Origin of the sequence: Actinomadura chokoriensis, assembly GCF_041463665.1 — a bacterium.
Lineage (GTDB): Bacteria > Actinomycetota > Actinomycetes > Streptosporangiales > Streptosporangiaceae > Spirillospora > Spirillospora chokoriensis_A.
This window is the reverse complement of record NZ_JAXCEJ010000017.1, coordinates 91,040-104,951: the sequence shown is the minus strand read 5'-3', so window position 1 is coordinate 104,951 and position 13,912 is coordinate 91,040. Positions and strand designations below refer to the sequence as shown.

The 13,912-nt window shown below is 73.3% G+C and carries 15 protein-coding genes and 3 tRNA genes; 15 read left to right on the top strand and 3 right to left on the bottom strand.

The annotated features are described in order from the left end of the window. The first annotated feature begins 289 nt into the window (after positions 1-289). The 9 genes from SM418_RS24880 to SM418_RS24840 all read left to right on the top strand — a co-directional run bounded on the left by SM418_RS24880 (position 290) and on the right by SM418_RS24840 (position 5,317). Positions 290-363, top strand: a tRNA-Leu gene (locus SM418_RS24880). Positions 364-368: 5 nt separating this feature from the next. After that, positions 369-441: transfer RNA gene (locus tag SM418_RS24875), tRNA-Leu, on the top strand. Positions 442-468: 27 nt separating this feature from the next. After that, a tRNA-Tyr gene (locus SM418_RS24870) sits at positions 469-552 on the top strand. Between the two features lie 109 nt (positions 553-661). Then, entirely contained in the window at positions 662-1,249 is a 588-nt protein-coding gene (locus SM418_RS24865; RefSeq protein ID WP_371943572.1) for a TetR/AcrR family transcriptional regulator, read from the top strand. A 10-nt stretch (positions 1,250-1,259) separates the two neighbouring features. After that, entirely contained in the window at positions 1,260-2,456 is a 1,197-nt protein-coding gene (locus SM418_RS24860) for a cytochrome P450 (RefSeq protein WP_371943571.1), read from the top strand. Between the two features lie 2 nt (positions 2,457-2,458). Further along, complete coding sequence (locus SM418_RS24855; RefSeq protein ID WP_371943570.1) at positions 2,459-3,238, top strand: SDR family oxidoreductase; 780 nt, start codon at positions 2,459-2,461, stop codon at positions 3,236-3,238. Then, positions 3,235-4,575: a lanosterol 14-alpha demethylase gene (gene cyp51, locus SM418_RS24850; protein ID WP_371943569.1), complete on the top strand. Its 1,341-nt coding sequence runs from the start codon at positions 3,235-3,237 to the stop codon at positions 4,573-4,575. The genes SM418_RS24855 and cyp51 overlap by 4 nt, the downstream gene beginning before the upstream one ends. Further along, positions 4,572-4,766 (top strand): ferredoxin, encoded by a 195-nt coding sequence (locus SM418_RS24845; RefSeq protein WP_371943568.1) that lies wholly within the window; start codon positions 4,572-4,574, stop codon positions 4,764-4,766. Before cyp51 ends, SM418_RS24845 begins: the two co-directional genes overlap by 4 nt. Next, a complete protein-coding gene (locus tag SM418_RS24840; protein ID WP_371943567.1) occupies positions 4,766-5,317 on the top strand; it encodes a hypothetical protein in 552 nt (183 codons plus the stop codon). Before SM418_RS24845 ends, SM418_RS24840 begins: the two co-directional genes overlap by 1 nt. A gap of 50 nt (positions 5,318-5,367) precedes the next feature. On the opposite strand, the gene SM418_RS24835 is transcribed toward SM418_RS24840, so the two are convergent. Then, a complete protein-coding gene (locus SM418_RS24835; RefSeq protein ID WP_371943566.1) occupies positions 5,368-5,844 on the bottom strand; it encodes a DUF3515 domain-containing protein in 477 nt (158 codons plus the stop codon). Positions 5,845-5,851: 7 nt separating this feature from the next. Next, a complete protein-coding gene (locus SM418_RS24830) occupies positions 5,852-6,085 on the bottom strand; it encodes an Lrp/AsnC family transcriptional regulator (RefSeq protein WP_371943565.1) in 234 nt (77 codons plus the stop codon). A 132-nt stretch (positions 6,086-6,217) separates the two neighbouring features. Between SM418_RS24830 and SM418_RS24825 the strand changes: the two genes are divergently transcribed. The 3 genes from SM418_RS24825 (at position 6,218) to thiD (ending at position 9,042) form a co-directional block, all read left to right on the top strand. Then, entirely contained in the window at positions 6,218-7,132 is a 915-nt protein-coding gene (locus tag SM418_RS24825) for a thiamine-phosphate kinase (protein ID WP_371943564.1), read from the top strand. A 150-nt stretch (positions 7,133-7,282) separates the two neighbouring features. After that, positions 7,283-8,176, top strand: a complete 894-nt coding sequence (locus SM418_RS24820; RefSeq protein ID WP_371943563.1) for a cellulose binding domain-containing protein — start codon at positions 7,283-7,285, stop codon at positions 8,174-8,176. Positions 8,177-8,232: 56 nt separating this feature from the next. Next, positions 8,233-9,042, top strand: coding sequence for a bifunctional hydroxymethylpyrimidine kinase/phosphomethylpyrimidine kinase (gene thiD, locus SM418_RS24815; RefSeq protein WP_371943562.1), 810 nt, complete (start codon positions 8,233-8,235; stop codon positions 9,040-9,042). Positions 9,043-9,126: 84 nt separating this feature from the next. On the opposite strand, the gene rpmB is transcribed toward thiD, so the two are convergent. Then, on the bottom strand, positions 9,127-9,321 hold the full coding sequence (rpmB, locus tag SM418_RS24810; protein ID WP_067632165.1) for a 50S ribosomal protein L28: 195 nt from the start codon (positions 9,319-9,321) through the stop codon (positions 9,127-9,129). A 205-nt stretch (positions 9,322-9,526) separates the two neighbouring features. Here rpmB and SM418_RS24805 point away from each other — a divergent pair, with 205 nt between their 5' ends. Genes SM418_RS24805 through rsmD form a run of 3 tightly spaced genes read left to right on the top strand, consistent with a single transcriptional unit; the run spans position 9,527 to position 13,898 of the window. Next, positions 9,527-11,104, top strand: a complete 1,578-nt coding sequence (locus SM418_RS24805; RefSeq protein WP_371943655.1) for a DAK2 domain-containing protein — start codon at positions 9,527-9,529, stop codon at positions 11,102-11,104. Positions 11,105-11,136: 32 nt separating this feature from the next. Next, positions 11,137-13,338, top strand: a complete 2,202-nt coding sequence (recG, locus tag SM418_RS24800) for an ATP-dependent DNA helicase RecG (RefSeq protein ID WP_371943561.1) — start codon at positions 11,137-11,139, stop codon at positions 13,336-13,338. After that, positions 13,335-13,898, top strand: coding sequence for a 16S rRNA (guanine(966)-N(2))-methyltransferase RsmD (gene rsmD, locus SM418_RS24795; protein ID WP_371943560.1), 564 nt, complete (start codon positions 13,335-13,337; stop codon positions 13,896-13,898). Before recG ends, rsmD begins: the two co-directional genes overlap by 4 nt. The last annotated feature ends 14 nt before the right edge of the window (positions 13,899-13,912 follow it).

Sequence of the window (13,912 nt, the reverse complement as noted above, 5' to 3'; positions counted from 1 at the left end):
TTCGGTGTCGGCAGGCGAGGGACCGGCACCGTCAGGCGAGCGTCCGTAACGCACAGAGTGTGTGGGAAAAGCTGAGCGTCCGGAAAACGCGTTGCGGTCCCCGGGCCGCCGATGGCACCGTGAACGACGTCGGCCCGCACGCGACGTTCGAGAGGAGGACCGGCCATGGCTCTGGAGCAGTATCGACTCCGACTGCCCTCGGCGTCGCACGCCCGCCCCGGCCGGTATCCCGCCTCGTAACGAGACCCCGGCCGGGCCGCCGCGCAGTGACGCCGCCTCGCGGGTTCCCGCGGCTCTACCCCAACCGGCAGAGGGGCCACGTTCAGGACGTGGACGTTCCGGGTTCGAATCCCGGGAGCCGCACGCACGCCTCCGTAGTCCAACGGCAGAGACGGCAGCATGAGGTGCTGCGCGCTGGGGGTTCGAATCCCTCCGGAGGTACGTGAGCGGGCCGCCGTGCCCGCGCACGGGGCGGCGCCGACGCTCGGAGAGTCGGGCCTGGCTGTAACCCAGGTGCCTCGCGCTGAGTGGGTTCGAATCCCACCCGCCCCACCGCCCGGTCCGCCGGGTGCGGCCGATGCTCGCGGCCGGCCGTCCGGCGGCCTCGCGCCGCGCCCCCGGTTGTTGCCAACGGGCTGTTGCTGAACTAATGTCTGGACACGTGTCCGGTAAAGAGCAGCTGACGACCGAGCCCACGCGCCGCCGCCTCACCGAGCGGCAGGCCGACACGGTGCGGCGGCTGACCGACGCCGCCGTGGTGGAGGTCGGCGAGAGCGGCTACGAGGGGCTGACCGTCCGCAACGTGGCCAAGCGCGCCGGCGTCGCGCCCGCGACCGCCTACACCTACTTCGCGTCCAAGAACCACCTGATCACCGAGGTGTTCTGGCGCCGGCTCAGCGCGCTGCCCCCGGTGGAGGCGGACGGCACGCTGCTCGAACGCGTGGTCGAGGTGCTGCGCGAGATCGCGCTGCTGGTGTCGGACGAGCCGGAGCTCGCGGCGGCGTGCACCACCGCGCTGCTCGGCACCGACCCCGACGTCCGCGAGCTGCGGGTGCGGATCGGCGTCGCGATCCGCGAGCGGCTGCAGGCCGCGCTCCGCGACCACGACGACCCGAGGATCCTCGGCGCGCTGGAGCTGGCCTACACCGGCGCGCTGGTGCACGCGGGCATGGGCTACACGTCCTACGCCCGCATGGCCGACCGGCTCGCCGAGATGGCCGAGCTCATCCTGCCCGAACCCGCCGAGTGAGGTGACGGCCGTGGACCCTGCCGCGCAGGTCTCCTACAGCCCGTTCGACTACGCCGTCCATGAGGACCCCTACCCCATCTACGAGCGTCTCCGCGAGGAGGCGCCCCTGTACCGCAACGACGAGCTCGGCTTCTGGGCGCTGTCCCGGCACGCCGACGTCTCGGCGGCGTTCCGCGACCACGCGACGTTCTCCAACTCGCACGGCGTCTCGCTGGAGCCGAGCGCCTGGGGCCCGCACGCGCACCGGACGATGTCGTTCCTGGCGCTCGACCCGCCGCGCCACACGCGGATGCGGGCGCTCGTGTCCAAGGGCTTCACGCCACGGCGGGTCAAGCAGCTGGCGGACGGCATCCGGGCGCTGACCCTGCGCCATCTGGAGCCCGCCCTGGACAAGGGCGAGTTCGACTTCGTCGCGGATTTCGCCGGCCTGCTGCCCATGGACGTCATCTCCGAGATGATGGGCGTCCCCGAGGCCGACCGGATGGAGGTCCGCCGCCTCGCGGACATGGTCGTCCACCGCGAGGAGGGCCTCAACGACGTCCCGCCGGCCGGGATGGACGCGGCGCTCACCCTCGTCGGCTACTACCAGGACATGGTCGCCGAACGCCGCCGCAAGCCGTCCGACGACCTGACGTCGGCGCTGCTGGACGTGGAGACCGACGGCGACCGGCTGGACGACACCGAGATCATCGCGTTCCTGTTCCTGATGGTCGTCGCCGGGAACGAGACCACGACCAAGCTGCTCGCCAACGCCCTGTACTGGGGCGCGCGGAACCCCGGCCAGGTCGCCGGGCCGCTCGCCGACCCGGCCCGGGTGGACGACTGGGTGGAGGAGACGCTCCGCTACGACACCTCCAGCCAGATGCTGGCCAGGAAGGTCGTGCGGGACGTCGAGTTGCACGGGCGGCGCGTCCCCGAGGGCGACCGGGTGCTGCTGCTGGTCGGGTCGGCCAACCGCGACCCGCGCGTGTTCGAGGACGCCGACGCCTACGACCTCGACCGCGACACATCGCAGCTCGTCAGCTTCGGCGGCGGCCGCCACTTCTGCCTCGGCGCGAACCTGGCGCGGCTCGAGGCGCGCATCGCCCTGACGGAGTTCGTGCGCCACGTCGGGGCCTACGAGGTCGACTTCGAGCGGTCGGAGCGGGTGCATTCGGTGAACGTCCGCGGTTTCGCGGCCCTGCCCGTGCGCGTGGAGGTGCGGTAGAGATGCCCCGATTCGATCCCCATCCCGAGAGGCGCGTGGCCGTGGTGGCGGGCGCGTCGTCCGGGATCGGCGCGGCCACGGCGACGGCGCTGGCGCTGGCCGGGCACCCCGTCGCGCTCGGCGCCCGCCGGGTCGGCAAATGCGAGGAACTGGCCGCCACGATCCGGGCCGGCGGGGGAGAGGCGCTCGCCCACCCGCTCGACGTCGCCGACCCCGACTCCGTCAAGGCGTTCGCGGCCGCGGCGGCCGACGCGCTCGGCCCGGTCGAGGTCGTCGTGTCCGGCGCCGGAGACCTGTCCGCCGGGCGCCTCCACGAACTCGACACCGCCGAGTTCCTCGCGCAGGTGCAGGTCCACCTCGTCGGCGCGCACCGCCTCGTGTCGCACTTCGTCCCGCAGATGGTGGCGCGGCGGCGCGGCGACATCGTGTTCATCTCCTCCGACACCGTCCCCGCCCCGCGCTCCTGGACGGGCGCCTACGTCGCGGCGAAGAACGGCGTGGAGGGCATGGCCCGCACCATGCAGATGGAGCTGGAGGGGACGGGGGTGCGGGCGTCCATCGTCCGGCCCGGACCCACCGCGACCGGCATGGGCATGACCTGGGACGCGGAGACGACCGGCGCCGTCCTGGAGGACTGGGCGAAGTGGGGCCACGCGCGCCACCCGTACTTCCTGCGCCCCTCCGACGTCGCCGCCGTCGTCGCCGCGGTCGTCGCGACCCCCCGCGGCGCCCATCTGCGGCTCGTCGAAGTACAGCCCGAAGCCCCCCTGGAGGAATCATGACCGCTTTGGTGGAGCCGCGCGTTGTGTCGGGCGGGCCCGACCACCTGGAGGAACTGCGCACCGACCCGATCGGGCTGATGCGGCGCGTCCGGGAGGAGTGCGGCGACGTCGGCGAGTTCCAGATCGCGGGGCGCCGCGTCGTCCTGCTGTCCGGCGCCGAGGCCAACGAGTTCTTCTTCCGCGCCCCGGACGAGGAACTCGACCAGGCCGAGGCGTACCCGTTCATGACGCCGATCTTCGGCGAGGGCGTCGTGTTCGACGCCACCCCCGAGCAGCGCCGCGAGGCGCTGCACAACCAGGCGCTCAAGGGCTCGTTCATGAAGGGGCACGCCGCGACGATCGCCGCCGAGGTCGACCGGATGGTCGCCCGGTGGGGCGACGAGGGCGAGATCGACCTGCTCGACTTCTTCGCCGAGCTGACGATCTACACCTCGTCCGCGTGCCTGATCGGGCGCAAGTTCCGCGAGCAGCTCGACCGCCGGTTCGCCGACCTTTACCACGACCTCGAACGCGGCACCGACGCGCTCGCCTACGTCGACCCGTACGCCGACATCGAGAGCTTCCGGCGGCGGGACGAGGCGCGGGCGGCGCTCGTCGCCCTCGTCCAGGGGATCATGGACGCCCGGCCCCCGAAGCCGCCGAAGGAGGACCGCGACCTCCTCGACGTCCTCATGTCCATCAAGGACGCGGACGGGACGCTGAAGTTCGACGCCGACCAGGTCACCGGCATGTTCATCTCGATGATGTTCGCCGGGCACCACACCACGTCCGGCACCGCCGCCTGGACGCTCATCGAGCTGCTCTGCCACCCCGGCGTGCTGGACGGCGTCGTCCGCGAACTCGACGAGATGTACGACGACGGCCGCGAGGTGTCGTTCCAGGCGCTGCGCGCCATCCCGAAGCTGGAATCGGCGATCAAGGAGGCGCTGCGGCTGCACCCGCCGCTGATCCTGCTGCTGCGCGTCGCGCAGTCCGACCAGGAGGTCCTCGGCCACCGGCTCCCGGCCGGGACGATGGTCGGCTGCAGCCTCGCCGTCTCCAACCGGATCGAGTCCGACTTCCCCGACCCCGACGCGTTCGACCCGGACCGCTACGTCACGCCCCGCGAGGAGGACCTCCTCAACCGGTGGACGTGGGTGCCCTTCGGCGCCGGGCGGCACCGCTGCGTCGGTGCCAACTTCGCGATGATGCAGCTCAAGGCCATCTTCTCGGTGCTGCTGCGGGACTTCGAGTTCGAGCCCGCGCAGCCGCCCGAGACCTACCGCAACGACCACTCGAAGATGGTCGTCCAGCTGGCCCAGCCGTGCGCGGTCCGCTACCGCAGGAGGCGCCGATGAGGGTCGAGGCCGACCTGGACCTCTGCCAGGGACACGCCATGTGCGAGATGGAGGCCCCCGACGTCTTCGAAGTCCCGCGCAAAGGCAAGGTGCGGGTCCTCGACGCCGAGCCGCCCGAGGACATGCGCGCCGAGGTGACCGCCGCCGTCCGCTACTGCCCCACCCAGGCCCTCAGAATTCAGGAGACGTGATGCCGTCCTTCCCCCGAGAAGAACTCGACGCGATGGTGGAGCACTGGCTTGCGGAGAACCGCCGGTGCGAGGAACTCGGCGACTGGCGCCCCCTCGCCGACCTCTACACCGAGGACGCCACCTACGGCTGGAACATCGGCCCCAAGCAGGACTTCATGGCCGTCGGCCGGAACGAGATCCGCGACATCGCGCTCGGCTCGGAGATGGGCGGCCTCGACGGCTGGACGTACCCGTACCAGAGCATCCTGATCGACGAGGTCAAGGGCGAGGTCGTCGGCTTCTGGAAGCAGATCGCCGACGCGGCCCGTCCCGACGGGTCGCCCTACGAGGTGCTGGGGATCGGCGGATCCTGGTTCCGGTACGCGGGGAACCGGCAGTGGTCGTGGCAGCGCGACTGGTTCGACCTCGGCAACGTCACGTCCGTGTTCGTCGAGATGATGAAGGCGGACGTCCTGTCGGACGGGATGAAGCGCCGCCTCGACCGGGCCGCCGCCGGCGAGCCGATCCCCGGCTACTACGCGCGCGGCGAGAGCCCGGTCCCGATCTGGTGATCGGCGGCCCGGTGATCGGCAGCCGCACGATCAGCTTCCCGGTGGGCTGATCAGATCTGGCCCTCGGGCTTGGGCGGGATCGTCGCCTTGATCGACGGCCCCAGCTCGATCAGCACGTCCCCGGCCGGGTTGTACTTCGGCGGCACCGTCACCTCGACGTACGCCTGCCGGCCGACCGCGGTGAAGGTCACCGGGCGGTCGGCGGGCACCCCGAACCAGTCGATCCCGTTGATCGTCACGAGTTCGGACGTGGCCCGCAGCGCGGCGGGCCGGGGCACGCCGCAGCGCAGCGCGATCGCGGGCGAGCCCCACGCGGCGGTCAGCGGCGAGCTCGGGGAGGTGTCGCGGCGCTCCTGCCCGTGCACCTTCTCGGGCAGCCGCAGGCCCTGGCACAGCCGGGTGATCGCCGCGTCCGGGCTCGGCACGGGCACCTGCACGGCCCCGCCGCCGCACCCCGCCGCCAGCGCCGCCACCCCGGCGAGCGCGAAGAACCGCGGGATCCGCCCGGGAGGACGACCCCCCGGCACAAGCCCGTTAGATGTGGACAATCGGGCAGGTGAGGGTGCGGGTGATGCCTTCGACCGCCTGGATCTGCGCGACGACGAGCTTGCCCAGCTCGTCCACATTGCGCGCCTCCGCTCGGACGATCACGTCGTAAGGTCCCGTGACGTCCTCCGCCAGGGTGACGCCTGTCACGCCGGAGATGTGGGCCGCGACCTCGGCGGCCTTACCGACTTCGGTCTGGATGAGGATGTAGGCCTGCACCATCACGTCCTCCCCAAGCGGAGAATCAACCGTCGGACGGTTCACCGTATCGTGTTACCCGCCGCCGCGGGGGCCCGAGGCCCCGGGCGTCGCGGCGGTGCAGGCCGGACGGGCGGACACGGGGGACGGGCGCGGATGGGCACGATCGGCGAGCTGGGCGAGTTCGGGTTGATCGGCCGGCTGACGCGGCGGCTGCCGCAGGGCCCGGCGGTCCGGCTCGGCCCCGGCGACGACGCCGCCGTGGTCGCCGCGCCGGACGGGCGCGTCGTCGCCACCACCGACCTGCTCGTGGAGGGACGGCACTTCCGCCGCGACTGGTCCGGCCCCTACGACATCGGGCGCAAGGCCGCCGCGCAGAACCTCGCCGACGTCGTCGCGATGGGCGCCCGCCCGACCGCCCTCCTCATCGGCTTCGCGGCGCCCGCCGCGACCGGCGCCGGCTGGGCCGAGCGGCTCTACGACGGGTTCGCCGACGAGTGCCGCGCCGCGGGGGCGTCCGTCGCGGGCGGCGACGTCGTGTCCGCGCCGCAGATCACGCTCGCGATCACCGCGCTCGGCGACCTCGGCGGCGCGGCCCCGCTCACCCGGTCCGGGGCGCGCCCGGGCGACGCCGTGGCCGTCCGGGGCAGGCTCGGCTTCGCCGCCGCCGGGCTGGCGCTCCTCACCGAGGGACGCGGCCGGCCAGAAGAGCTGATCGCGGCGCACCGGCGTCCCGAACCGCCCTACGCCGCCGGGGACGAGGCGCGGGGCCACGGCGCCACCGCGCTGCTGGACGTGAGCGACGGGCTCGTCCAGGATCTCGGGCACATCGCGGACGCGAGCGGCGTCCGGATCGAGATCGACTCCGCGGCGGTCCCCGTCCCGGAGATCCTCGGCCCGGACGGGCTGCGGCACGCGCTCACCGGCGGCGAGGACCACGCGTTCGCCGGGACGTTCCCCGGGGACGTGCCGCCGTCCTGGGCGCGGATCGGCGTCGTCGCGGAGGGGGCGGGGGTGCGCGTGGACGGGCGCGAACCGCCGTCCGGGGCATGGGATCATTTCGCCTTCTGAGCGGTGCGCCCCGAACTACGGGTGTCCCTCAACTACCGTGTGCACGCAACTACCGTGTGCACGGAGCGCGTACGGCCGTGTGCGTTGACGCATCCGGTAGGCAGGTTTGGTACGGATTTGGTATACATCCTGTGATCGAAGAAGGATGGGATGGGACGACACACGAGGCACGAGCAACCGGACGACGAACCCGTACCGGGCGCCCCGACGTCCCAGGGTCCGTACTTCGGGGCTCCCGCCGCCCCGTCCTTCGACGCCTTCTCCGGGCCGACCGACGACCGGGTGTTCGTGTCGTCGTACGAGCGGCCGCGGCCGGGCCCGCCGCCCACCGCGGGACACCGGCAACGCCCGCCCGAGGGGTACCGGTTCGACCCCCTCCCCGGGGGCCGTCCGGCTGACCGTCCCGGTGTCCCCGACCCGGCTCCCGGCTCCGCTCCCGCAGGCGCCGCCGCACCCGGGAAGCCGCCTGAGCGGTCGCGCGACCGGGCGAACGAGCCGACCCTCGACGAGCCGTCCGGCGAAGGCGGCTGGGCGAGGCTCCTCTCGAAACTGCCGCTCCCGCTGCTGCCGATCGTCGCGCTCGTCATCGCGGTGGGGATCGTCTCCTACGCGCTGAGCACGCAGCAGATATCGCTCAACTTCGCGGGCGGCGCGCCCCGCGAGACCGTGACCAACCCGCGCGACAGCCAGGTCTCCCAGCGCGGACCGGGCGAGCGCGCGGGCCGGGGCGCCGGCCGTGCCGACGGCCTCATCATCGCCTTCCGGGTCGCCGCCAACGTGCCCGGCGGCTTCAGGGCCACCGCCACCATCGCCAACAAGGGCACGCAGCCCGTCCAGAAGTGGGCGCTCGCCTTCAAGCTCCCGAACGCCTCGGTCACCGCGATCAGCGGCGCCACCGTCGTCAGGACCGGCGGCCTCGCCTTCGTCCGGGGCCGCAGCGCGATCGCGCCGGGCGACACCGTCCGGATCGTGTTCACCGCGCGCGGCACCGCGTCCAGGCCGTCGGCCTGCATCCTGAACAAGCTGCCCTGCGCCCTTGTCTGACCCTGCGCCCTGGTCTGACGACGCCGGCCGGTCCGCGTCGCCATAGGGTGGAGGGCATGTCGCGCATTCCGTCCTCGCCGCAGGCTCCGCCCCTCGTGCTGACCATCGCGGGCTCGGACTCCGGCGGCGGCGCCGGCGTCCAGGCGGACCTGAAGACGATGCTCGCCCACGGCGTCCACGGGATGAGCGTCATCGCCGCCGTCACCGCGCAGAACTCCCTCGGCGTCCAGGGTTACTGGGAGCTGCCGCCCGAGGCGGTGCGCGCGCAGCTCGACTCCGTCCTGTCCGACATCGGCGTGCACGCGCTCAAGACCGGGATGCTGGCGTCCACGGTGCTGGTCGAGATCGTCGCCGAGGCTCTGGCCGCCTCCGACGCGCCCTCCGTCGTCGACCCGGTGGGCGTCTCCAAGCACGGCGACTCGCTGCTGGCGCCCGACGCCGTCCACGCCGTCCGCGAGGCGCTGCTGCCCGCCGCGACCGTCGTCACGCCCAACCTGTACGAGGTGGAGCAGCTCACCGGCGTCAAGGTGGTGGACGAGGCGGGTCTGCGCGAGGCCGCCGAGGCCGTCAAGGCGCTCGGCCCGCGGTGGGTGCTGATCAAGGGCGGGCACCTCCCGGGCGAGCCCGCCGACCTGCTGTTCGACGGCGAGCACGAGCACCGCTTCACCGCGCCCAGGCATGACAACCGCCACACCCACGGCACCGGCTGCACGCTGGCGTCGGCCATCGCGTCCAACCTTGCGCTGGGCGACGACGTCCCCGCGGCCGTGGGGAAGGCCAAGGAGTACGTGACCGGCGCCATCGCCGCCGGCTTCCCGCTCGGCGCGGGCATAGGCCCGGTGGACCACGCCTGGCGGCAGCGGTGACCACCCCGGCCGGCCGAAGGCCCCCGGACGCACAAAAGTCGGCTCACCGGATCACACCGATGAGCCGACCGAAGTCCGCGGGGCTCAGACCGTCGGCTTGACGATCTTGCCGGCCTTGATGCAGGACGTGCAGGCGTTGATGCGCTTGGTGCTGCCGTTCACGACGGCGCGCACGCGCTGGATGTTGGGGTTCCAGCGGCGCGGGGTGCGGCGGTGCGAGTGGGAGACGCGCATGCCGAAACCGGGTCCCTTGCCGCAGACGTCGCAGACGGAAGCCACGGGAAACTCCAAGTGGTGTCGATGCTCTGACCGGAGCGCCGCCCGGTGCCGCCGACGGGGCGGGCCGGGCATCATGGGTGCTCACTGATGAGCGCCTCGGACGAGGCGCACGGATCAGACTAGCCGACAGCCCGCTCGTAGGCGAATCACCCAGGGCGGACCGCGGGCGGCGGTGAGCGAGCAGGGGAGCGGGTTCTTGGGCGAGATGCTCGACGATGCGGCGGTGCGGCGGTGGTGCAGGCTGGCGGCGGACGCGCTCGGCCGCACCAGGGGCGAGATCGACGCGCTCAACGTGTTCCCCGTCCCGGACAGGGACACCGGCGCCAACCTGCACCTGACCGTGGTCGCGGCGGCGGACGCGCTGGACGAGCTGCCGGACGGCGCCGGCCCCGCCGAGACGTGGCGGGCGCTGGCGCGGGGCGCGATGCTCGGCGCCCGGGGCAACTCCGGCGTGATCCTCAGCCAGGTGTTCCGCGGCCTCGCGGACGTCCTCGGCCCGCTGGAGGCGCCGCCGGACGGCGTGGCCTTCGCGGGGGCGCTGGCCCATGCGTCCGGGCTGGCCCGCGACGCCGTCGAGCATCCCGTGGAGGGGACGATCCTCAGCGTCCTCGCCGAGGCCGCCGCGTCGTGCGCGGCGTCCGGGACCGGGCTCTCCGGAGCGTGCCGGTCCGCGGCGGGCGGGGCGCGGCGGGCGCTGCACCGCACGACCGCGCAGCTGGACGTGCTGGCCCGCAGCGGCGTGGTCGACGCGGGCGCGGCCGGGCTCTGCGTGGTCCTCGACGCCCTCACCGCCGTGATCACCGAGGAGTATCCCGAGCGGTACGAGGTGCCCGCCCGCGCCGCCGGGACGGCCGCGCCCGCGCCGGAGCGGCCGGAGCCGCAGGGCCCCGGCTACGAGGTCATGTACCTGCTGGACGCGCCGGACGGCGCCGTCCACGCCCTGCGCGAGCGGCTCGACGCCCTCGGGGACTCGCTCGTCGTGGTGGGCGGCGACGGCCTGTGGAACGTCCACGTCCACGTGGACGACGCCGGGGCGGCGATCGAGGCGGGAATGGCGGCGGGCCGCCCGCACCGGATCCGGGTCGGCTACCTGCGCGCGGGGGAGGGGCCGCACGCGCCGCACACCGGCCGCGCGGTGATCGCCGTGACCGCCGCCGACGGGCTGGCCGCGCTGTTCGAGGAGTGCGGCGCGCGGGTCGTCCGCCGGGAGCCGGGCGCCGTGCCGCCGCTCGCGGTGCTGTCGGAGGCGATCCTCGCGGCGGGCGACGAGGTGACCGTCCTGCCGAACGAGCCGGAGGTCCTTGCGCTCGCCGAGGCCGCCGCGGAGCGTGCGCGTGACGCCGGCGCGCAGATCGCGGTCGTGCCGACGAAGGCGTCGGTCCAGGGGATGGCGGCGCTGGCGGTGCACGACCCGCTGCGCCGCTTCGGCGAGGACGTGATCGAGATGACCCGCGCCGCGGGCGCCACGCGCTTCGGCCATCTGGAGGTCGCCGAGCAGGAGTCGGTGACGAGCTCCGGGCTGTGCCAGGCGGGCGACGTGCTCGGCCTGATCGAGGGCGACGTCGCGACGATCGGCGCGGAGATCACGGAGGTGGCCCGGCGGGTCCTGGACCGGATGCTGTCCGGCGGCGGCGAACTCGTCACGCTGATCGCCGGCACGTACGCTCCGCCCGGCCTGGCGGAGGCTCTCGAAGAGCATCTCCGCCGGGAGCACCCCGATGTGGAGGTCGGGGTCTACGAGGGCGGGCAGGCACGGTATCCGTTGCTCATCGGCGTTGAGTGATTCCCGTCGTCCGCATGGGCTAGAAAGAGTGCGTGGCGAATCTCGACGAGCCGTTGCGCAAGGTCCTCGGCGACAAGACGGCCAAGGCGCTGGAGAAGGGCCTCGACCTGCGGACGGTCGGCGACCTGCTGCACCACTACCCGCGCCGCTACGCCCACCGCGGTGAGCTGACGCAGCTGAGCGGGCTGGAGGACGGCGAGCACGTCACGGTCATGGCGGAGGTCGTGAAGGTCCAGGGCCGCACCCTGACCCGCAATCCCGGCTACGTCCTGGAGATCACCGTCACCGACGGAACCGGGGAGCTCAAGCTGAGCTTCTTCGGCCGCAAGGGCTCCTACCGGGCCGAGAAGGAACTATCGCCCGGCACCCGCGGCCTGTTCGCCGGGAAGATCAGCACCTACCGGCCGCGCAGCGGGAACGTCGTCCGGCAGCTCACCCACCCGCAGTACAAGGTCGTCCACGAGCGGAGCGCCGAGCAGGCCGCGCAGGAGTGGGCGGACGAGATCATCCCGATCTACCCGTCCACGAAGGCCCTGCCCATCGAGACGATCGGCACGTCCGTCGAGACCGTCCTGACGCAACTGGACCTCCCCGCCGACCCGATGCCGGAGGCCCTGCTCGGGCGCCGCGGCCTGATCGGCCTGCGGGAGGCGTACGAGGGCATCCATCGTCCGAAGAGCTGGGACGAGCTGGGCCGTGCGAAGAAACGCCTCAAATGGGACGAGGCGTTCGTCGTCCAGGTCGCTCTCGCCCAGCGCCGCCTCGCCGCCGCCGCGCTCCCCGCCAAGCCGCGCCCGCCGGTCTTCGGTGGCGTCCAGGCGGAGTTCGACGCGCGGCTGCCCTTCGAGCTCACCAAGGGCCAGCGCGAGGTCGGCGACGAGATCGCCGCCGACCTGGCCAAGGAACACCCCATGCACCGCCTCCTCCAGGGCGACGTAGGCGCGGGCAAGACGGTGGTCGCGTTGCGGGCGATGCTCCAGGTCGTCGACGGCGGCGGGCAGGCCGCGCTGCTCGCGCCCACCGAGGTCCTCGCCCAGCAGCACTACCGGTCGATCACCGGGATGCTCGGCGACCTCGCGCAGGCGGGGCAGCTCGGCGGCGCCGAGCACGCCACCCGCGTCGCGCTGCTGACCGGGTCGCAGGGCGCGAAGGCGCGCAAGGAGGCGCTGCTGGACGCGGCGTCCGGCGCGGCCGGGATCGTCGTCGGCACCCACGCGCTGCTGCAGGAGAGCGTCCAGTTCGCCGAGCTCGGCCTCGTCGTCGTGGACGAGCAGCACCGCTTCGGCGTCGAGCAGCGGGACGCGCTGCGCGAGAAGGTCGGCGGAGGGCGCCCGCACGTGCTGGTCATGACGGCGACCCCGATCCCGCGCACGGTCGCGATGACCGTCTTCGGCGACCTGGAGACGTCCGTGCTCGGCCAGCTCCCGGCGGGACGGTCGGAGATCCAGACCCATGTGGTGCCGCCCGAGCGACCCGCCTTCTTCGCCCGCATCTGGGAGCGCATCAAGGAGGAGTCCGCGAAGGGGCGGCAGGTCTACATCGTCTGCCCGCGCATCGGTGAGCAGGAGGGCGACGAAGGCGACGCCGTCGCCGCGGAGGCGGCCGCGGAAGAGGGGGAGCGCAGGTCGCCGCTCGGCATCATGGAGGTGCTCCCGAAGCTGGAAGAACTCCTTCCCGGCCTGCGCATCGGCGTCCTGCACGGCAAGCTGCACCCCGACGAGAAGGACGCGGTGATGCGCCGGTTCACCGAAGGGGAACTGGACGTCCTGCTCGCCACCACGGTCATCGAGGTCGGCGTGGACGTCCCCAACGCCACCGTCATGGTCATCATGGACGCCGACCGGTTCGGCGTCTCCCAGCTCCACCAGCTGCGCGGACGCGTCGGACGCGGCTCGCTGCACGGCCTCTGCCTGCTCGTGACCGACGCCGAGCCCGGCGGCAAGGCCCGCGAGCGGCTCGACGCCGTCGCGTCCACCACCGACGGGTTCAAGCTGTCGCGCCTCGACCTGGAGCAGCGCCGCGAGGGCGACGTGCTGGGCGCCGCCCAGGCGGGCCGCGCGTCCAGCCTGCGGCTCCTCACCCTCCAGCGGGACGAGGACGTGATCCGCGACGCCCGCGAGGAGGCGACGGCCCTCGTCGAGGACGATCCCGACCTGGCGGAGCATCCGGGCCTGGCGACCGTGCTGGCCTCCCTCCTGGACGAGGACCGCGCCGACTTCCTGGAGAAGGCGTGACGCGGATCATCGCGGGCAGCGCGGGTGGACGCCGGCTGGCCGCCCCTCCGGGACGGGACACCAGGCCGACCAGCGACCGCGCCAGGGAGGGCCTGTTCTCCACCGTCCTCGCCCTCCTCGGCCCGCTGGACGGGCTGCGCGTCGCCGACCTCTACGCCGGGTCCGGCGCCGTCGGGTTCGAGGCGCTCTCCCGGGGCGCCGCGCACGCGCTGCTCGTCGAGTCGCATCCCCGCGCGCTGAAGGTGATCCGCGAGAACGCCGGGGCGCTCGGGCTGCCCGGCGCCGTCCCGTGCCCGGACAAGGTGGAGCGTCTCGTCCGGAAGAAGCCCGACGAGCCCTATGACCTGATCTTCGCAGACCCGCCGTACGCGCTGGCGGACGCGTCCGTCACCCGCCTGCTGGAGGACCTGCGCGACCATGGCTGGGCGGCCCCCGACGCGCTGGTCGTCGTGGAGCGCGCCGCGCGCGGGCCCGAGCTGCGCTGGCCGGACGGGTACGGGGCCGAGCGCGACCGGCGCTACGGCGAGGCGATTTTCTGGTACGGCCGTGCGAGCCGTTGACACAGCGGAAGATC